18 protein-coding genes are annotated in these 19,525 nt (G+C 68.4%); 3 read left to right on the forward strand and 15 right to left on the reverse strand.

Annotated elements, in window-relative coordinates; translation table 11 throughout:
* Position 1 precedes the first annotated feature (1 nt).
* From J3A72_RS11310 to J3A72_RS11335, 6 genes are all read right to left on the reverse strand, one after another.
* Positions 2–928, reverse strand: a complete 927-nt coding sequence (locus tag J3A72_RS11310) for a FecR domain-containing protein (RefSeq protein WP_046431232.1) — start codon at positions 926–928, stop codon at positions 2–4.
* Complete coding sequence (locus tag J3A72_RS11315) at positions 925–1,434, reverse strand: RNA polymerase sigma factor (RefSeq protein WP_014647518.1); 510 nt, start codon at positions 1,432–1,434, stop codon at positions 925–927. The genes J3A72_RS11310 and J3A72_RS11315 overlap by 4 nt, the downstream gene beginning before the upstream one ends.
* 123 nt (positions 1,435–1,557) lie before the next feature.
* On the reverse strand, positions 1,558–2,064 hold the full coding sequence (locus J3A72_RS11320) for a hypothetical protein (RefSeq protein WP_075075604.1): 507 nt from the start codon (positions 2,062–2,064) through the stop codon (positions 1,558–1,560).
* A 99-nt stretch (positions 2,065–2,163) separates the two neighbouring features.
* Positions 2,164–2,388 carry a hypothetical protein gene (locus J3A72_RS11325; protein WP_014647516.1) on the reverse strand — a complete coding sequence of 75 codons (225 nt, stop codon included), beginning with the start codon at positions 2,386–2,388 and terminating at the stop codon, positions 2,164–2,166.
* The gene (locus J3A72_RS11330; protein WP_049406205.1) at positions 2,385–3,086 is read right to left on the reverse strand and encodes a glutamine amidotransferase; all 702 of its coding nucleotides are present in this window, start codon (positions 3,084–3,086) and stop codon (positions 2,385–2,387) included. Before J3A72_RS11330 ends, J3A72_RS11325 begins: the two co-directional genes overlap by 4 nt.
* Positions 3,083–3,856, reverse strand: a complete 774-nt coding sequence (locus J3A72_RS11335) for a YggS family pyridoxal phosphate-dependent enzyme (RefSeq protein WP_041863572.1) — start codon at positions 3,854–3,856, stop codon at positions 3,083–3,085. Before J3A72_RS11335 ends, J3A72_RS11330 begins: the two co-directional genes overlap by 4 nt.
* Before the next feature lie 76 nt (positions 3,857–3,932).
* Between J3A72_RS11335 and ptsJ the strand changes: the two genes are divergently transcribed.
* Positions 3,933–5,219: a transcriptional regulator PtsJ gene (ptsJ, locus tag J3A72_RS11340; protein ID WP_075075605.1), complete on the forward strand. Its 1,287-nt coding sequence runs from the start codon at positions 3,933–3,935 to the stop codon at positions 5,217–5,219.
* Between the two features lie 102 nt (positions 5,220–5,321).
* Here ptsJ and J3A72_RS11345 read toward each other — a convergent pair whose 3' ends face one another.
* The 7 genes from J3A72_RS11345 to J3A72_RS11375 form a co-directional block, all read right to left on the reverse strand.
* Positions 5,322–5,828 (reverse strand): hypothetical protein, encoded by a 507-nt coding sequence (locus J3A72_RS11345; RefSeq protein ID WP_049440952.1) that lies wholly within the window; start codon positions 5,826–5,828, stop codon positions 5,322–5,324.
* Positions 5,829–5,909: 81 nt separating this feature from the next.
* Positions 5,910–9,020 carry an error-prone DNA polymerase gene (locus tag J3A72_RS11350; RefSeq protein ID WP_032957267.1) on the reverse strand — a complete coding sequence of 1,037 codons (3,111 nt, stop codon included), beginning with the start codon at positions 9,018–9,020 and terminating at the stop codon, positions 5,910–5,912.
* Positions 9,021–9,026: 6 nt separating this feature from the next.
* Positions 9,027–10,436, reverse strand: coding sequence for a DNA polymerase Y family protein (locus J3A72_RS11355; protein ID WP_046431214.1), 1,410 nt, complete (start codon positions 10,434–10,436; stop codon positions 9,027–9,029).
* A gap of 9 nt (positions 10,437–10,445) precedes the next feature.
* On the reverse strand, positions 10,446–11,060 hold the full coding sequence (gene imuA / locus J3A72_RS11360) for a translesion DNA synthesis-associated protein ImuA (RefSeq protein WP_046431211.1): 615 nt from the start codon (positions 11,058–11,060) through the stop codon (positions 10,446–10,448).
* Positions 11,061–11,279: 219 nt separating this feature from the next.
* Complete coding sequence (locus J3A72_RS11365; protein WP_014647508.1) at positions 11,280–12,287, reverse strand: cyclase family protein; 1,008 nt, start codon at positions 12,285–12,287, stop codon at positions 11,280–11,282.
* 36 nt (positions 12,288–12,323) lie between these two features.
* Positions 12,324–12,974 (reverse strand): DsbA family protein, encoded by a 651-nt coding sequence (locus J3A72_RS11370; RefSeq protein WP_053496081.1) that lies wholly within the window; start codon positions 12,972–12,974, stop codon positions 12,324–12,326.
* Between the two features lie 92 nt (positions 12,975–13,066).
* A complete protein-coding gene (locus J3A72_RS11375) occupies positions 13,067–14,017 on the reverse strand; it encodes a LysR family transcriptional regulator (RefSeq protein WP_172617720.1) in 951 nt (316 codons plus the stop codon).
* Between the two features lie 132 nt (positions 14,018–14,149).
* Between J3A72_RS11375 and J3A72_RS11380 the strand changes: the two genes are divergently transcribed.
* Positions 14,150–15,040: a sterol desaturase family protein gene (locus J3A72_RS11380; protein WP_075075606.1), complete on the forward strand. Its 891-nt coding sequence runs from the start codon at positions 14,150–14,152 to the stop codon at positions 15,038–15,040.
* Between the two features lie 9 nt (positions 15,041–15,049).
* On the opposite strand, the gene J3A72_RS11385 is transcribed toward J3A72_RS11380, so the two are convergent.
* Both J3A72_RS11385 and J3A72_RS11390 read right to left on the reverse strand, forming a co-directional pair.
* Positions 15,050–15,754, reverse strand: coding sequence for an AraC family transcriptional regulator (locus tag J3A72_RS11385; protein ID WP_075075607.1), 705 nt, complete (start codon positions 15,752–15,754; stop codon positions 15,050–15,052).
* Between the two features lie 166 nt (positions 15,755–15,920).
* Entirely contained in the window at positions 15,921–16,355 is a 435-nt protein-coding gene (locus J3A72_RS11390; RefSeq protein WP_075075608.1) for a glyoxalase, read from the reverse strand.
* A 337-nt stretch (positions 16,356–16,692) separates the two neighbouring features.
* On the opposite strand from J3A72_RS11390, the gene J3A72_RS11395 reads away from it, so the two are divergent.
* Positions 16,693–19,488 carry a glycoside hydrolase family 3 C-terminal domain-containing protein gene (locus J3A72_RS11395; protein WP_014647502.1) on the forward strand — a complete coding sequence of 932 codons (2,796 nt, stop codon included), beginning with the start codon at positions 16,693–16,695 and terminating at the stop codon, positions 19,486–19,488.
* Positions 19,489–19,525 lie beyond the last annotated feature (37 nt).

Raw genomic sequence — 19,525 nt, forward strand, 5'->3', positions numbered from 1 at the left:
GTCAGGGTGCATCGCGATGTTCCCTGCGTGGCGGCAGCCACACCTGCACGCCCGCGCCCAGGCGCAGCACGCGTACATGCAGCTGCGTGGCCAGCTGGTCGCGGCTGCGCGCCGCACCGTCTGCACTGCCGAGCAGGGTGACCGGCTGCTGGCGCAGGTGTGCGCCGATGATCCAGGTGTGGCCGCCATGCCAGCGATCCAGGCCCTGGGTGACCTCGGCCAAGGGCGTGGAGACCCAATGCAGGCGACGCTCGCGCCAGGCCAGGGCACTGTGGCTGGCGGCCAGGCCGATGATCGGTGCCTGTCCATCGAAGCGCAGCTGCTGCCCTTCGATGGCCTGCTCACTGCGGGTGCCGCTGTCCACACGGACGCGATGCTCGGTGACGGTGACCACGCTGTCGTTGTCCTGCACGGCAAGGTCGAAGGCCGTGCCGAGCGCGGTGACCATGCCGTGCGTCGTATGCACCTGGAACGGATGCTGCGCATCGGCGGCTACCTTGAACCAGGCTTGGCCGTGCTGCAGCTGCAGCTGGCGGCGCTGTGCATCGATGCGGACATGGACTTCGCTTCCGGGTGACAGCAGCACGTGCGAGCCATCCGGCAGTACTTCTTCACGGATCTCGCCTGTCGCCGTGCGCATCACCTGCGCGGCCGGTGGTGCGGCCTGGCGGGTATACAGGCCCAAGGCGCAAAGCAGCAGCACGGCAGTGCCGGCGTCGCGCAGGTGCCGGCGCTGCCGCTTGCGCTGATGCCGCTGCAGGCTGGGCGTGGCATCACCGGCCTGCCAGAGCGCCTGCAGGTGCTGGTACTGCGCGGCGTGGCGGCAATCGGCGTAGTACCACTGGTTGAAGGCACGCTCGTCGCGGCCGCCGTCGTGGCCGTCCAGCCACCAGCGCGCGGCCTCGCGCGCGATCGCCTCCGGGCTCATGCGCCGGGTACCTGCTGCAGCGCCACCAGCGCACGCAGCAGATGGCCGTGCGCGGTCTGCCGGCTGATGCCGAGCCGGCGGCCGATCTCGGCCAGTGCCATCTGCTCCACCCGGGCCAGCAGGAATACCTGGCGCGAGCGCGGTGGCAGCGCGGCGATGATCGCGTCGAGATGGCGCAGCTGTTCGGCGTCCAGCAGGTGCTGCTCCGGCAGCGGTGCAGGGTCGGCGAGGGCGTGCAGTTGGGCGTCATCCAGCGCTTCCTCACGACGGCGCTGGCGTTGCCGGTAGTGATCGGCGATCAGATTGTGGGCGACGCGGTACAGGTAGGCGCGGCCGTTGCTCAGCAGGCCGCTGGCGGCGACCTTGATGACACGCAGCCAGGTTTCCTGGACGACGTCATCGGCGTCGCTGCGTTGCGGGAGTTTACGGCGGACATGGGCGTGCAGCGGCCGGTAATGGGCCGCGCACAGCTGCGCGACATCCGTCGGTTCGACAGGCGTGGACACGGGGCGGGCGACAACTGGGAAAGGGAACAGCCCGCGGCGGCAAGGGCAGCGGCTGCACCTTACAGCAAAAGAGAATCATTTGCATCTATCGATGGGCGTGACACGCCTGCCCGGGACGGGAGATCAGCGCGGGCGATAATCGCAGTGGATCTGCAGGGCTTCGGTGGGGTTGTGATGCAGCTTGAAGCCGCAGCGCTGCAGGCTGCGCTTCACCCGCGCGACCGCTTCGGCATGGCGGGCGACGCGACGATCCTGCCAGCGTGGCGGGGTGAATACGCCCACGGGCAGCAGCCGTAGCCGCTTGCCGTGCAGTACCAGCGAGACATCGATATGACGGCCATCGATGTCGTGGCCGTTGGCGCCGAAGATGGCATCGACCTCATCATGGCGTTGCGGATAGCAGGCCCGGAACAACGCGATACCGAGCCAACGCACGCCACGACGGGAGCTGCCGAGCCGGCTGTGGCTGGGTTCGAAGCCGCGCGTGAGCAGCAGTCGCAGCCCGGCAGGCAGCATTGCCTGCGCATCGAGCAGGCGTTGCAGTACCTCTTCTTCCAGCTGGATATGGGTGGAGGGCCAGCGCGGGGCGACCAGCAGCCCGTGGTGGCTGCCGCGTTGCAGGGTCAGCATGCGTGAAGCTTCGCACGCGGGCGAACAGCCGTGGTAGTGCCGGCCGCTGGCCGGCCAGATTCGGGTGCCGGCCAGCGGCCGGCACTACCGTGACGATCGTCAGATGTCGCGGTACTGGATCTGCGAAGCCAGTACGCGCAGGCCGTCGGCATTGCTGGACAGGATGCGCTCTTCGCCGACACCTTTCTGCCGTTTCAGCTGGAAGCCCTGTTCGGCAGGCAGCTGCGCGGCGATGGTGTCCATGCGTTGCATGGCATCGGGGCCGCTGCAGTCGAAGTGGCCCCAGTGGGCGCCATCGCGGTGGATCTGCAATCGGTAGTTCATTGCGGTGTCTCCGGCAGCTCCTGCAGCCAATGGTCGAACATCGCGGTGGCCGCCGCTGCCAGCGGTGCACCGTAACGGCGTGCCTGGGCGCGAAGATCGTTCGGATCGATGCCGGCCTGCGCCAGCTCCAGGGTGTGGCCGATCAGCCAGCGTTCGAACTGGCGGGCATCCAGTTCCGGGTGGCATTGCAGGGCCAACGCATGGCTGCCCATGGCGAAGGCCTGGTGGCGGCAGGCCGGCGTGCTGGCCAGGCGACGTGCACCGGCCGGGAGTTCGAACGCCTCGCCATGCCAATGCAGTACCGGAATGCCCTGCAGGGACTGCAGCGGAGAACGCTGGCCTTCATCAGTCAGCAGCAGTGGCGCAAAGCCGATCTCCTTGCCACCACTGGCGGCGACGTCGGCACCGAGTGCGCGCGCCATCAGCTGCGCGCCGAGGCAGATGCCCAGCGTGGGCCGTTGCTGCTGCAGCCGACGTTGCAACAACGCGATGCTGTCGTTGAGGAAGGGATAGCGATCAACATCGTTGACGCTGACCGGGCCGCCCAGCACGACCAGCAGGTCGGCGGTTTCGGCGGAGTCGAGCGCGTCGATACCGGCCTGCAGCACCTGCAGCTGCCAGCCCTGTGCCGACAGCAGTGGCTGCAGGGTGCCGAGGTCTTCAAAGGCGACGTGTTGCAGGACGACCGCGTGCTTCATGCGGAGGCTCCATTGCTGGGCCAGTAGAAACTGTCCGGGGTGGCGCGTGCGCCGAAGATGGCCTGCCCGACGCGGACCACGGTGGCACCTTCCTCGATCGCCACTTCGAAGTCTCCGGACATGCCCATCGACAACTGCGAAAGGTCGATGACGGGAGGTGCAGTGCGCTGCAGCTGGTCGCGCAGTTCGCGCAGGCGCACGAAGCAGGCACGCACGCGCTCGACCTCCGGGGTGAAGATGGCCAGCGTCATCAGGCCGCGCACGCGCAGGCGATCGAACGCTGGAAGCTGCTGCACAAAGGCCTCGACGGCAGCGGGTTCCAAGCCGTACTTGCTGGGTTCGGCGGAGGTGTTGACCTGCACGAACACATCCAGCGTGCGGTCTTCCAGCTGCAGGCGCTGCTGCAGTGCTTCGGCCACGCGCAGGCTGTCCAGCGCCTGGAACTCGCTGGCGAAGCGCGCCACGTAGCGCGCCTTGTTGGTCTGCAGATGCCCGATCACCGACCAGTGCACGCCAAGATCGGCCATCGTCTCGGCCTTGCGTTGCGCCTCCTGCACCTTGTTCTCGCCCAGCTCGCGGCAACCGGCGGCCACCGCCATGCGGATGCGGGCGTCATCGACGGTCTTGCTGACCGGCAGCAGGCGCACGCTGGCCGGGTCACGGCCGACGCGGGCGCAGGCATCGGCGATGCGTTGGCGCACCGTGACCAGGTTGGCGGCGATCTGTTCAACGGACTGGGCGACGGGCCAGTCGGCAGCGGCAAGGGGCATGCGGGCACCTCCAATGCAGGGTGGCCAGGGTGGGATACACTGGCACAGGACAAGAGATATTTTGGCATAGGACAAAATGAAAATCACCGGGCACAGCGCCGAGTCGATCTTCGACAGCATCCGCGACGGCATCGGCAAGGGCCGCCTGCCGGCCGGTAGCGTGCTGCCGCCGGTGCGTGAACTGGCCGAGCAGCTGGGCGTGAACCGCAACACCGTGGCTGCTGCCTACAAGCGCCTGGATGCGGCGGGACTGGCCAGCACGGCGGGCCGCCGCGGCACGGTGGTGCGTGGCCTGCCGCCGCCGCTGGCGCGCGAGGGCAGCACCCCGGGGCTGGCGCTGCAGGACCTGGCCGGTGGCAACCCGGATCCGCGCCTGCTGCCGAACCTGCGCCTGACCCCGGCGGCGCCGCGGCTGTATGGCGTGGGTACGGTCGACACGAGGTTGCAGGTGCTGGCACGCGCCTCGCTGGATGCGGATTGCCCCGAGGGATATGCGCTGGAGCTGACCCATGGCGCCGTCGATGGCATCGAGCGCCTGCTGGCGGCGTGGCTGCTGCCGGGTGATCGCATCGCGGTGGAGGATCCATGCTTCCTCGGCAGCCTCAATGTGCTCAATGCGTCGGGTCATGCGCCGTTGCCGGTGGCGGTGGATGCCCAGGGCATGCAGGTCGAATCGCTGCGGCAGGCGCTGGAGGCTGGTGCACGTGCGGTGCTGCTCACCCCCCGGGCGCACAATCCGACCGGGGCCAGCCTGGATGCGAAGCGGGCGCGGGCGTTGCGGCAGTTGCTGGCGGCGTACCCGCAGGTAGCAGTGCTGATCGACGATCACTATGCGCTGCTCTCGCAGCAGGCCTATCACTCGGTACTGCCGCTGGATGGGCGGCGCTGGGCGCTGCTGCGTTCGTTGTCCAAACCGCTCGGCCCCGACCTGCGGCTGGCCTGGCTGGCCTGCGATGAAGAAACCGCGATGCGGTTGCGGCTGCGATTGGCATCCGGTATCGGCTGGGTCAGTCACCTGCTGCAGGACGCGGCAACCTCGGTGCTGGCGTCGTCAACGCAGCGGGCAAAGATCGCCTCGGCAGGCGAGCGTTACCAGCAGCGCCTGCAGTCGCTGCAGGAACTGCTGCGCGCGCGTGGCGTGCCGACGCCGCTGCCGATGGAGGGATTGAACCTGTGGCTGCCGTTGCCGGGCGACAGCCATCCGCAGGTGCTGGCGCTGGCCGCGCGCGGATGGCATGTGCGCGCTGGCGAGGTGTTCGCGGTGGCGGCGCCGGCACATGGCCTGCGCATCACCTGCGCGGCGCTGGGCGCGGCGCAACTGCGGCCGCTGGCTGACGACCTGGCGGCGGTGTGCGGTCTGTAGCGTCGAGCGATGCTCGACGTTGCTTCGCCTTTGTAGAGCCGAGCCATGCTCGGCTGCTGTTGGTAGAAGCAGTCGAGCATGGCTCGACGCTACAGAAGCAGATCAGGGCGCGGCGTTGGCGCCCGGGCGCACGTAGTGGGACTGGCCGCTGTCATCGACGAACATCAGTTCCGGCTTGCCCTGCCATGAGGTGAGCATGGCGCCGGTGTTGTTCTGGTGCTTGACCATCAGGCTGGCACCACGGTCCGGGTTGGCCACCACCTTGAACACTTCCGTGGTGCCATTGGCATCGTCCAGGGTCAGCACGGCTTCACCGCCGCGATCGCTGGTGCCATATCCCCCGCGTTCGGAGCCATCCGGGCCGAGCAGGATCAGGCCGGACAGGGCGGTAGCGCGCGGCCCCTGGATACGGCCCCGGCTGAGGGGGTCGGGCACCGGCGCGCCTAGGATCACCCGGGGTTGGCCCGTGCCATCGTGGATGATCAGCCCGCGCGCTTCGATGATGCGCTGTGGCGATTGGCTGCGATGCAGGCTCCAGGCGGTCCAGCCGGAAACCAGCAGGGCGAGTGTGGAGACCACCAGCGTGGTCAGCAGCAGTGCGCGCGGCATCGTGTCGTCCTTCCTTGGATGCAGCGACGATAGCGGATGCGGGCGACCGATGGCCAGTTCATTGTGTGACGCTGTGTATCGTCAATGGAAATCGCGGCTGTGGCTGCGCAACCCCTGCAACAGTTCATCCAGGCAGTGCATGCGCTGCACGATGACATGCTGCACGCCATCGACGCGTTCCAGGCGGCCGTCGATCTGCATCAGCCGGGTATCGACCAGGACCCGGTGCTGGCGATCGGCCAGGTGCCGCCAGACCACGGCATTGACCATGCCGGTCTCGTCTTCAAGGGTGAGGAAGGTAACGCCACTGGCGGTCTGCGGGCGCTGGCGCATGCGGACCAGGCCGGCGATGCGCACGCGACGGCCATGGCCGTGGCCCGCAAGCTGCGCGGCATCCAGGCAGCCGCGGCTGCGCAGCTGCGTGCGCAGGAACGAGATCGGGTGGCGGCCGAGGGTGGTGCCGATGCTGCGGTAATCGGCCTGCATGTCCTCCCAGGCGCTGGGCAGGGGCAGCGGCACACGTGCTTCAGCGGTGGCGCGGGCCTGGTCGAACAGCGGCAGCCGGTTCTCCACGCCGGAGATATCCCAGCGTGCACGATGGCGATGGCCGCTGAGCCCGCGCAGCGCACCGGCATCGGCCAGCAGGCCCTGCTGGCGGCGATCCAGGGCGGTGCGCTGGCACAGGTCGCCCACATCGTCGAACGGGCGCCGTGCACGTTCGCGCATGATGGCCTGTACAGCCGCTTCATTGCAGCCGTCGACCAGGCGCAGGCCGAGCCGGATCGCGGCCGCGCCCCTGCTGAAATCCAGCGTGCAGTCCCAGTCGCTGTGGCGCACGTCCACGGGAAGCACGCGGATGCCATGCCGGCGCGCGTCCTGCAGCAGCTGGTCGGGGCTGTAGAAACCCAGCGGCTGGCTGTTGATCAGGCTGGCGGTGAACGCGGCCGGATGGTGGCATTTCAGCCAGCAGCTGTTATAGGTCAGCAGGGCGAAGCTGGCGGCGTGGCTTTCCGGGAAACCGTAATCACCGAACCCTTTGATCTGCTCGAACAGGTGCTCACCGTATTCGCGGCTGAAGCCGTTTTTCAACATGCCTGCCAGCAGTTTTTCACGATGCGGTTCCAAGCCGCCACGGCGTTTCCAGGCCGCCATCGAACGGCGCAGGGCATCGGCCTGGCCAGGCGTGTAACCGGCTGCTTCGACCGCCAGCTGCATCACCTGTTCCTGGAACAATGGCACGCCCAGCGTGCGTGCGAACACGCGTTCCAGCTGCGGTGGGTAAAGCGGGTTGTCCGGGTCGTTCAACGCGTCCGGTCCCTGTTCGCGCAGGATCCGGCGCCGCTCCAGATAGGGGTGCACCATGTCGCCCTGGATCGGGCCAGGGCGCACGATTGCCACCTCGATCACCAGGTCATAGAACGTGCGTGGCTGCATGCGCGGCAGCATCGCCATCTGTGCGCGCGATTCGATCTGGAACACGCCGATGGTGTCGGCGGCGCAGATCATGTCGAAGGTCTTTGCATCCTTGGGCGGGATCGCATCCATGCGTCCTTCATGCAGGCCATGCTGTTTCAGCATGGCCAGGCACTTGCGGATGGCGGTAAGCATGCCCAGCGCCAGGCAGTCGACCTTCATCAGGCCGGTGGCATCCAGATCGTCCTTGTCCCATTGGATGACGGTGCGGTCGGCCATCGCCGCGTTTTCCACCGGCACCAGGGTCGACAGGGGATGTTCGGAAATCACGAAACCGCCGGGGTGCTGCGACAGGTGGCGCGGGAAGTCGATCAGCTCGGCGGTCAGCGCCAGCAGGCGCCGCATCAAGGGCGTGTCCGGATCGAAACCGCGCTCGCGCAGGGTTTCCGGCAATGGGATGTTGCCGCCCCAGTGGTCCATCGCCGCGCCCAATTCGTTGACCTGGTCCATCGGCAGGCCAAGTGCACGCGCCACGTCGCGGATCGCGCTGCGGCCACGGTAGCTGATTGCCACCGCGGTCAGTGCGGCGCGCTCGCGGCCATAGCGCTTGAACACGTACTGCAGCACTTCCTCGCGGCGCTCGTGCTCGAAATCGATGTCGATATCCGGTGGCTCGTCGCGCTCGGCGGAGATGAAGCGCTCGAACAGCAGGTTGCTGCGTGCCGGGTCGATCTCGGTCACGCCCAGCACGAAGCACACCGCGGAGTTGGCCGCCGAGCCGCGGCCCTGGCAGAGGATGTCCTGGCTGCGCGCGAAGCGCACGATGTCCTGCACGGTGAGGAAGTACGAGGCGTAGTTCTTCTGCTTGATCAACGCCAGTTCGTGTTCGATCTGCTCGCGTTGTTTCGGTTCGATGCCGCCTTTCCAGCGCCAGGGGATGCCACGCTCGACCAGCACGCGCAGCCAGCTGTCCGGGTCATGCCCCTCGGGCACCAGCTCGCGTGGGTAGGTGTACTGCAGCTGTTCCAGGGTGAAGTGGCAGCGCTCGGCGATGCGCAGGGTCTCGGCCAGCAATTCGGGTGGATACAGTTGGGCCAGCGCGGTGCGCGGACGCAGATGGCGCTCGCCGTTGGGAAACAGGCGCCAGCCAGCCTCGGCCACGCTGCAGCGGTGGCGGATCGCGGTCAGGGTGTCCTGCAGGGCGCGGCGGCGGCGCACGTGCATGTGCACGTCGCCACTGGCGACCAGCGGCAGGCGGTGGCGTTGGCCGAAGGCCTGCAGCTGCTGCAGGCGGCGTGCGTCGTCGTGTTCGTGGTGCAGCTCCACCGCCAACCACAGCCGATCATTGAAGCCGGCGCGCAGCAGTTCCAGGTCGGTGGCGGCCGGTTGCCGGTCCAGCCACAGGCACAGCAGGCCGTCGGGCAGGCCGAGCAGATCCTCGCGCAGGCAGCGGTACTCGCCCTTGGCTGCGCGCCGCCGGCAGGTGGTGATCAACTGGCAGAGCCCGGCATAGGCGGCCTGGTCGGTGCACAGCAGGGCCAGCTTCGGGCCGTCCTCGACCTGGAATTCGGCGCCGACGATCAGCGCCACGCCATGCGCCTTCGCCGCCTGCCAAGCGCGCACGATGCCGGCCAGCGAGCATTCGTCGGTGATCGCCAGTGCCCGGTAACCCTGGCCAGCGGCGCGCGCGAACAGTTCTTCGGCGATCGAAGCACCGCGCTGGAAACTGAAGGCCGACAGGCAGTGCAGTTCGGCGTAGCCGGGCAGTTCGCTGTGCATGGCGGCTCAGCCGAACCAGCCGTGCAGCATCCACGGCGCATGCGGATCGTTGCGCTCACGGAAGGCCCAGCCGCGCTGGCCGTGTGCGGTTTCCACCACGTAGTAGTCGCGGCGTGCGTCGGCCTGGTCCCACCAGCCCGATTCGATCCGCTCCGGCCCGGCGACGATGCGCAGGCGCGGGTCACGCAACGGTTGTGGGGTGTCCAGCAACCAGCCGGGGCGCAGTGGCCAGTACGACGGGGGCTTGGCCGGTGGCTGGGTGCCACTGGCGCGTTCGGGGCGATGGTCGGCCTGCACCGCCAGCGGCTGCACGGCGTCATCACCCAGCCGCGCACGCAGGCGCTCGCGCAGCTGGTTCCAGGGCATCGCCTGCGCCGGCCGGGTATCGAACAGGTCGCGCGCGGCGGGCACGAACGGTGGCAGCTGCTCGGCCTGCAGTCGCAGTGCGCGGCTGCCGGCCGGCAGGGCGAACGCTTCCATGCGGTTGCGTGCGATCTCGAACAGCAGCGCAGGATCGCGTTCGGGGGCCAGCAGGCCGATGGTCAGCACGCTGGCCGGCAGCAGGTCGTGCTCGAAATGCAGGTCGAAGCGCTGCACGCCGCCATCGCGCGAACACAGGAAGGCGGCCAGGTCCAGCAGCAGGCGGCGCAGCGGGAACAGCAGGGCCTGGCTGGATTCGATCTCGTATTCGAATTCGATGCGCGCATCGAAACGGTCCGGTGGCTGGTAGTAGCGCAGCGGCGCGGTGGGCAGGCCGCGCAGTGCATCCAGCTGCTGCAGTACCTCCGGGGCGAAGCGCCGGGCCAGGCTGTCACGCGGCAGCTCGAGCACCGCACCCAGCGTGCGCAGGCCGGAACGGCCGAGCACGGTCACCGCGTCGCTGGGCAGGCCGCAGCGCGGCAAGGGTAGCTGCGCCAGTGCCGCTGGCAGCTGCTGCGCATCGATGCCGAGGCCGTCGTGGACGTTGGCCAGCACGCGCGCGGCATGTGCCGTGGGGGCGGCCACCAGGCGGTGGCGGAAACCGAGTTCATGCAGTTCGTTGCGCAGGCGCTTTTCGATCGTCAGCCAGTCACCGAACAGGGCACGGCTGGCGCCGATTTCCAGCACCAGTGCATGCGGGAAATCGAGGCTGACCTGCGAGCTGTAGGCGTAGGCCCAGCTGGCCAGCAGCTGCCGGGTGTGCTGTTCCGCGTCAGGGTCGTAGTCGTGCAGGTGCATGTCCTGCACCAGCACCTGCGCAGCCGACAGCAGCATGCCCGGGCGCAGCCCTGCTGCGCGCGCGGCCGGGCTGACCGCACGCAGCACGCGGCGCTGCGCTGGGCCCTGCAGCAGCACCAGTGGCCGCTGGGGGTCCGGCTGCAGGCGCAGCACGCTGTCCAGCGCCAGCTGCGGCAACAACAGGCAGGCCCAGTGCATGGCGCGGCCTCAGTGGGTGATGGCCAGTGGCAACGGCTGCGCGGGTGGCAGGCCGCCACGGCACTTCAGCACCCTTACCTGGCCGTGGTCGAGCTGCAGGCGCAGGCTGGCCGGGGAGGGGTTGCGCGCTGCCTGCGCCTCGCGGAACACGAAGCCCAGGCACTGGCCGCTGTCGGCGGCGACCTGCAGCCGGCGCAGGGCGCGATCGTCGGCCTGGTGCGGCCAGCACAGCACCGCCGCGCAGGCCGCAGAGCGCAGGCATTGTTCGGCCGCCCACAGCGCCTGCTTCGGCGCAGCATGGATGATCTGCAGCTGGGCCAGATCCAGCCCGGCCGCGGCCCAGGCCGGGGCATGCGGGCGATAGGGTGGGGCGACCAGCACGATCGGGCGGTCGCGCTGGCTCAGCCTGGCCAGCGCCGGCCAGACCAGTGCCAGTTCGCCAACGCCCGGCGCCGCCTGCAGCACCTCGCACAGCCCGCTGGCCGGCCAGCCGCCGCCGGGCAGGCGTGCGTCCAGCGACGGGTGGCCGCTGGCCAGGTGGTCACTGGCCGGCCCCTGGCGGGCCGGGCCGCGCCACAACTGGCGGCCGTCCAGCAGCCGGTCGAGGGCGACGACGGCGCCCATCAGCCGGTCCTCCAAGGGAGGCGCCGGGCGGGCTGGAAGCGGCAGGAACGGGCGGAAACGACAGGCATGGAGCGAGTATCGGCGGGCTGGTATCAGGGGCTGAGACCAGACATGCTACTCGCCTTGTGAGTAGAATTACTAATGAAATTGGCGGGCCGGGTTTCAGGTTGCTGAAGTGGGAAAGGAGTGCCGACCCAGGTCGGCACCCACAGGGCCCGGTTACGGGCGGACCGGCAGCGCGACCGGGCGCAGCGGCGCGGCATCGCCGCCGCGGATCTTCAGCGGGCCGCCGATGAAGGCGAACTCGTAGACCTTGTCGCGGGCCAGTTCATCCAGCGCCACCAGTTCGATGATCGGCGCGCCCTGCTGGGCCAGCAGGTAGGTGTGCAGCGGCACGTAGTCGTCGGCCACCTCCGAGGGGAAGGTCTCGAAGCTCAGGTTGTCGGCGCCGACGATCATCGCGCCGCTGTCCTCAACCAGGAAGCGCGCCGCGTCCAGGCCCATGCCCGGCGGGTTGGTCATGTAGGCCTTGGGCTGTTCGAACAGGCGCATGCGGCCGGTGCGGATCAGCACCACGTCGCCCTGCTGCAGCTTCACCCGCTGGCGTGCCAGCGCATCCTTCAGGTCCTGGCGGGTGACGCGGTAGCTGTCCGGAAGCATGTCCACGCCCTTGGCGGCGGCCACGTCGATCAGTACGCCACGCGCGATCAGCGGCGGGAATTTCTCGATGCCGGTGACATTCCAGCCACGATCGCCGAGATGCTTGTCGGCCTCGAAGCCGTTCCAGATCTTTCCGTGGATGCCAAAGTGGTTCAGCGCATCGATGTGGGTGCCGGTGTGGCTGTACATCGAGAACGCGGTGCCGGTGTAGCTGCGGGTGAGGTTCATGGTCTCGCCCACGCCCATCGGGTCGTCCATCACCGTGCCGCGCGGGGTGTGGGTCATCCAGAACTGGTAGTGCGGGTCGCCGGCGTCCTGCCAGCTGGGCATGCCGACGTAGTAGTCGGTGGCCAGGTCATAGGCCTTGCCGCCGCTGACCCGCGACAGGATCGCCGCACGCGAGGCTTCGGTGATCAGGTTGAGCCGGCCGATCTCGTCCTTCGGCCCCCAGGGGCTGGTGCCGACCTGCTGGCCGGAGGGAACGCGTTCGTGCGCGGACACGGTGGTGGACGCCGCGGTGCCGGCCAGCAGCAGGGCCAGCGCGCTGGCCAGGATACGTGGGGTCATGGGGGAATCTCCTTGCAGGGTGGGGGAGGGTGCGGCTCAGGCCGCGACCAGGGGCGCCAGGGCCTGGCGCAGTTGCGGCAGCGGCAGGGTCTGCAGGCGCAGGCCGTTGCCGCCGATCACGGTGGGAATGGAGCGGATGCCGAGGGCAGCGGCGTCGGCACGATCGGCCTGCACGTGCTGGCGTACTGCGTCGCTGCGCATGTGGTCAGCGAAGGCACCACGGGGATGGCCCAGTGATTCGGCGATATCCAGCAGCACTTCGGCGTCGCCGATGTTGCGGTGCTGGTGCAGGTGCGCCCATTGCACCGCGTCGAACATTGCGCCATGGGCATCATTGCCGCCGATCAACCCTGCGGCCTGGCAGGCCAGTGCGCCGAGCCAGCCGGAGGGATATTCGAAGTCCTGTGCGCGCATGCCTTCGATATCGATGCGCGCGCTGTCTTCATGCGCGGCGCAGTCGGTCCAGTGGCGCAGGATGATCGCCTTGGCGCGCTCCATCGAGCCGAACACCTCGACCATCTGCGCGCGCGAGTCCTGCAGCACGAAGCTGCGATGGCGCACCTGGATGCCGAGTTCGGCCGAGACCTGCTGCAGGCGCGGGGCCAGCACGAAGCACCAGCCGCAGACCACGTCGTGGAAGAAGTCGACCACCGGCGCGGCGGTGGCGGGGGAAGGAACGGGAGACATCTGCCTGCCATCGGTGAGAGGGGAGGCGGCAGATTAGGCAGCGCGGCGGGGCCGAAACAGCGCGCCGTGGGCAGCTCAGTTTTCGCTGGCGGTTACGAATCCAGGCCGGCGCAGCGGGGCAGCTCGGCGTGCAGGAAATCGATGAAGGCACGCACCTTGGGTTGCAGGTGGCGCGACGTGGGATAGACCGCATGCACGAAGCGTGGCGGATAGCGGTGGTCGGGCAGCACCTGTTGGAGTTCGCCACGGGCCAGCGCTGGTGCCGCCAGGAACGAGGGCAGGGCGCCGATGCCCATGCCGGCCACCAGCAGGTCGCGCAGCAGCAGGCTGTTGTTGACGGTGACGCGTGCCGGCAGGGTGATGGTCACCTGCCCATCCGGGCCGAGCAGCGGCCAGCTGCCGGGGGAGTCGGACAGGCTGTAGGCCAGTACGCTGTGCGCCTGCAGATCGTCCACCGCCTGCGGTGCTGGATGCTGCCGCAGGTAGGACGGGGCAGCGCACAGCACCTGTTGCAGCGAGGCAAGCCGGCGCGCCACCAGTCGCGAGTCGTCCAGCTCGGCACGCAGCCGCAACGACACATCGAAACCCTCACCGACCGCATCGAGCAGGCGATCTTCCATCACCAGGTCCAGCGACAGCTGTGGATGCTGTTGCAGGAAGCGTGGCAGCAGCGGCGACAGCGTGCTCAGTGCGAACGACTGCGGTGCATTGACACGCAGGCGCCCGGCCACCTCGCCACGCTGTTCGGCGATGCCACGTTCCAATGCGTCCAATTCGTCGAGCAGGCGGCAGCATTCGCGGTAATAGGCGTGGCCGGTCTCGGTCAGGCTCATGCGCCGCGTGGTCCGCTGCAGCAGCACCACGCCCAGGTGCGTTTCCAGCGTGCGCAACTGCTTGCTCAGCCCGGCCGGCGACATGCCCAGGTCTTCGGCAGCGCGGGCCAGCCCGCCGCGTTCGACGATGCGGCGGAAGGCGCGCATCAGGTTGAAGGAATCCATGCCGGTACCGGGCGCGATGAGGGCGCCATTGTAGATCCACGCCATCCGTGGGTGGGGGAAACGCGGTGTCGGCCAAAGGGGGGATATCCACCGAGACGGGGCGGGTTGCGCCGTTTGTTCAAGCGCGCAACCGTCGTGCCGCGCCAGCATGCAGGCCCCTCACGTTCCGGGTTGCCCATGAAACACTGGATCCTCCGCCTGTATGCCCCGTTGTTCCTGCTCGGTTTCGTTGCCGCCGCCGTCGTCTGGGTCGGCCACCTCCATGGCGATCCGCTATGGCTGCTGGCCTTGCTGGCGGTCGCCATCGCAGTTTCGTTCGCTGCCGAACGTGCCTGGCCGTATGACCCCGCGTTCAACCACGACCACGGCGACAGTCTGCGTGACACCCTGCATGCACTGGTCAACGAAAGCCTGAACCTGCTGTCGATCGCTGCGGTGCCGCTGCTGGCAGCGCTCCTTCCGTGGCAGCTGTGGCCGCTGCAGTGGCCGTTCGTTCTGCAGGTACTGCTGGCCATCGTCTGCGCCGACCTTGGCATTACCCTGGTGCACTACGCCAGCCATCGCGTCGGCTGGCTGTGGCGGTTGCACGCGGTGCATCACAGCGTCACCCGCATGTACGGCTTCAACGGCTTGATGAAGCATCCGTTGCACCAGGCGGCCGAAGCAGTGGGCGGCGTACTGCCGCTGCTGCTGTTGGGCCTGCCGATGCCGGTGGCTGCGGTGCTGGCCTTCGCCATTGCCATCCAGCTGCTGCTGCAGCACTCCAACGTGGACATGCGCCCGGGCCTGCTGGGCCGGGTGATGGCGTGGGCACCGCTGCACCGCTTCCACCACATGCGTTACGGCACCGCTGGCGACGTCAACTTCGGCCTGTTCCTGACCGTCTGGGATCACCTGCTGGGGACCGCCTTCGATGCGCCGGGCTATCGGCTGCAGCAGCGCGACCTCGGCATCGGCAGCCAACCGGACTATCCGCGCGATTATCCGGGACAGCTGCTGGCGCCGTTCCGCGAACTGCCGCACGGCGAGGTGCCGGAGCTGCCGGAAGGTCTGCGCAGGCGCGGATGATGGGCCGTTTCAGGCCGCTTGAAGCTGCAGGCCCTGCAGCTGCGCGGCACCGATACCGAACATGCGGCGCAGGCTGCGCGACAGATGGGCCAGATCGGCGAATCCAGCGGCATGCGCACTGTCGGTCAGGGTGTGCCCGCGCAGATGATGCATGAGTGCGCGGCGCAGCCGCTGCCACAGCACCCAGCCGCGCAGGGTCACCGCCAGATCAGACTGGAAACGCCGGTGCAGCTGGCTGGTCGACAGGTGCGCCGCCCCGGCGATATCGGCGGCCGGCACCGGGCCGGGCAGGTGCTGGGCGATACGGGCCAATGCCGCCTGCACGCGGCGGTCCAGCGGTTGCGGGCGGCTCAGCCGTGGCAGCCAGCCGTGCAGTTCCAGCGCGTTGCCCGGCAGTGCGTGCAGGTATTGCTGGATCTGTGCGGGATTGGCATGCGTCGGCTCAAGAAACACCGTGCAGCCTGCTTCTGGCGCTAACAGGATCGCGTGCGGCTGGAATGATGGCAGCCACAGCCGCTGGCCTTGCTGCTGCACGCCATCGACCTCGACCTGCCAGGCTGCGCCGTCGCTGAGCAGCAGTTGATGGGCGTAGTGCGCGTGCGCGGCGCTGTCACCGGCATGACCCTGCAGCACGGCCACGTGAGCATCCAGCAGCAACGTGCCATTCCAGGGCAGGGCGGGGGAGGACATTGAGGGATTGTAGATCCACGCCATGCGTGGATGAATCTCAATCGAAATCGATTATTTCGACAGACGGATTGCACGGCGTCAACGCAACCGGCCCTACCCCGCCAACCCACAGGAAGCCCGCTTTTGCTTCGGCTGTTGCTTCTGAGGTTGCCTACCGCGGGTGCCGGGCGCTGCCCGGCCGTGCGCCCCCTCAGCGCCCGTTCGGATCCGGCCGGTGATGCACGTATTCAACCACGGTGCCATCGGGATGCACCGCGTTGAACGCCGCCCCGGTCGGGACTACCTGCAGCGGGAAGATGATCTCGGCGCCGGCGGCGACCAGTTTGTCGTGATAGGGCCGAACATCATCGACCAGCAGTGTCCCCGTGGTAGAGGTGAACGGGGCCAGTGCCGCCTGGCTGCCTTCGATCAGCAGGAAGGCGCCGACCATCGCCAGGCGCAGCCCGGCTTCCGGGAACGGGAACCCCGCATCGGCTACCACGCCCTGCAACTGCTCGTAGAACGCCACGCTGCGCTCCAGCTCGCCCGGGGCCACGAACACCCGGATCAGCACGCGCGGCGCGCGCTGGCTGGAGGTGTCACAGCGGTCGCGCCAGTGATGATCGAAGTCGCGATGTACGGTCATGGGCTCGATTCGTGGCCAGGGATCTCCATTATCAGCAGCCTCGCGCGGCGCGCTGATGACCGCCAGTGATGGCCTGATAACCATTGGCCGGGTTGCCTCTGTGACTTAGGTCCTGTTGACAGGTGTGAACGCCCTCGCACAATCTTCACAGGATTGGGTCGCCCTGCGCGGCCCGGGCAGGCAGGTTGTCACGCCGGGAGGAGGGTCCCGCGCGCAGACCGGCCCGTCCATCGGCCTGCGGGGCGTTGCCTGGCAACCCCTGCGCGGCATGAACGCTGCACCCTTCGGCGGCACTTTCCCTGGACCGATTGCCTTGGCAACGGAATTACGCCTGCCGATGAAAACGTTTACAAAACCGCTTGCACTGTCTCTGGCCCTGTCTGCCGCACTGGCCGCTCCGGCCTGGGCCGACCCGGCCGCGTTCACTGTGCTGACCCTGGAACAGGCGCCCCACGCCGAGGCGATGCCGGCGCTGGCCGCGCAACTGAAGAGCCTGAAGGTGGACGCGGTGAGCGTGCGCCAGGTGCAGCGCGGCATCGGCCAGGTCGATCCGCTGCAGGTGCTGGCCGATGGCCTGGGCTACGAGTACCGCTTCATTGCCGCCGGCAAGGACGATGGCCAGACCCAGCGCGGCCAGGCTGTTCTGACCCGGCTGCCGATCGCCGCTGAATCCGGCCCCGACCAGCCGGGCCTGAACTACCTGCGCCTGGACGATGGCCGCCACACTGTGGCGGTCTATACCGATGCCGGTGCAGGTGCGGCGCAGCTGCCGGCGCTGGTCACCCGTTCGCGGCTGGGTGCACCGGCGGTGCTGCTCGGCGCGGTGGCCGGTGAATCGGCCAAGGCCGCAGGCTTCGATCCGGCGCGTGTGGCGCTGGAAGCCGATGCCAGCTATTTCAGCGACGGCTTCCAAGCCGCCAGCAGCGCGCCGTTCAAGGTGGAAGGCAGCACGCTGCGTGCCACCCTGCTGACCCTGGCCTATGCCGCCGACAAGCACGGCGACACGCCGTGGATGGACACCACGCTCAACGCCGATGCGCGCGCTGCGCTGCTGCTGAAGGCGATGACCGAGGATGAGAAGTTCCAGATGCTGCACAGCTACTTCGGGCTGGGCAAGGACGGCGGCCCGCTGCCGGAAGGTGCGGTCGGTTCGGCCGGCTTCGTGCCGGGCGTACCGCGGCTGGGCATCCCGTCGCAGCAGTCGGCCGATGCCGGTGTCGGCGTGACCAATCCGGGGGGCATCCGCCCGGGCGACTTCGCCACGGCGATGCCATCGGGCCCGTCCACCGCATCGAGCTGGAACCGCGAAGTTGCCTTCGCCGGTGGCGCCACGATGGGCCGCGAGGCGTGGCAGCAGCGCTTCAATATCCTGCTGTCGGGCAGCGTCAACCTGCAGCGTGACCCGCGCAACGGCCGCAACTTCGAGTACGCCGGCGAAGACCCGCTGCTGGCCGGCTCGATGGTTGGCGCGCTGATCCAGGGCGTGCAGAGCCAGCACGTGATCTCCTCGATGAAGCACTTCGCGCTGAACGACATGGAGACCCGTCGCAACTTCCACGACGTGCGCATCGGCGAACAGGCCATGCACGAGTCGGACCTGTTGGCCTTCGAGATCGCGCTGGATGCCGGTCGCCCGGGCGTGGCGATGTGCTCGTACAACAAGATCAACGGCACCTACGGCTGCGAGAACGGCTACCTGATGAACCAGGTGCTGAAGCAGGAATGGAAGTTCCCCGGTTTCGTGATGTCCGACTGGGGTGGCGTGCACAGTGGCTCGAAGGCTGCGCTGGCCGGCCTGGACCAGCAGTCGGCCGGTGAGGTGTTCGACGCGGCGGTGTTCTTCGATGAACCGCTGCGCCTGGCCGTGCATGGCGGCGTGGTGCCGCAGGCGCGCCTGAACGACATGGTGGCGCGCATCCTGCGCACGATGTTCCTGCATGGCAACTTCGACAACCCGCCGCAGCACCAGAAGGTGGATGCCGAGGCCGGCTTCGCCGTTGCCCAGCGTACGGTGGAGGAGGGCAGCGTGCTGCTGCGCAATGAGGGCAACCTGTTGCCGCTGGCCGACAGCGTGAAGCGCATCGTCATCATCGGCGGCCATGCCGACAAGGGCGTGATCGGTGGCGGTGGTTCATCGATGGTGGGCGTGACCGCCAAGGGCACCAACGCGGTGCCCGGCGTGATGCCGACCACCTGGCCGGGCCCGGTGATCTTCCATCCGTCCTCGCCGCTGGAATCGCTGCGTGCGGCGCGCCCGGACGCGACTATCACGTATGTGGATGGCACCAACGCCGCTGCTGCGGCCAAGGCGGCCGCGCAGGCGGATGTGGCCATCGTGTTTGCCACGCAGTGGGCTGCCGAATCGGTGGACCTGCCGGACATGCAGCTGCCGGACAACCAGGATGCCCTGATCTCGGCAGTGGCCAAGGCCAACCCGAAGACCGTGCTGGTGCTGGAAACCAACGGCCCGGTGCGCACACCGTGGCTGGCGCAGGTGCCGGCGATGCTGCAGGCCTGGTACCCGGGCATCCGCGGTGGCGAAGGCATTGCCGCACTGCTGACCGGCCAGGTCAATCCGTCCGGCCGCCTGCCGGTGACCTGGGTGACGGACGAATCGCAGCTGCCGCGCCCGCACATCGACGGCCTCGGCTTCAAGCCGGCCAAGCCGTTCGGTGATGTGTTCGATTTCGATATCGAAGGCGCCAACGTCGGCTACAAGTGGATGGCGGCCAAGGGCCTGACCCCGACCTTCGCCTTTGGCCATGGCCTGTCCTACACCTCGTTCGCCTATGACAACCTGAAGGTGAGCGTGGAAGGTTCGCGCCTGGTCGCCAGCGTCGACATCCGCAACACCGGCAAGCGCGCCGGTGCCGACGTGGCCCAGCTGTACCTGAAGCTGCCGGCCGGCAGCACCACGCCGATCCGCCTGATCGGCTATGACAAGGTGACCCTGCAGCCGGGCGAACAGCGCCGCATCCGCATCGAGGCCGAGCCGAAGACGCTGGCCCACTACGATGCACAGGCGCGCCAGTGGAAGATCGACGGTGGCACCTACCAGGTGCAGCTGTCGCGCAACGCCGCCGAACCGCTGCAGACGGTGGACGTGCAGCTGGTGGAGCAGGTGCTGCGCTGAGGCTTGAAGGCACGGCCCGCAAGGGCCGTGCCTGAAA

This window comes from Stenotrophomonas sp. PvP093, assembly GCF_017876915.1.
Taxonomy (GTDB): domain Bacteria; phylum Pseudomonadota; class Gammaproteobacteria; order Xanthomonadales; family Xanthomonadaceae; genus Stenotrophomonas; species Stenotrophomonas muris.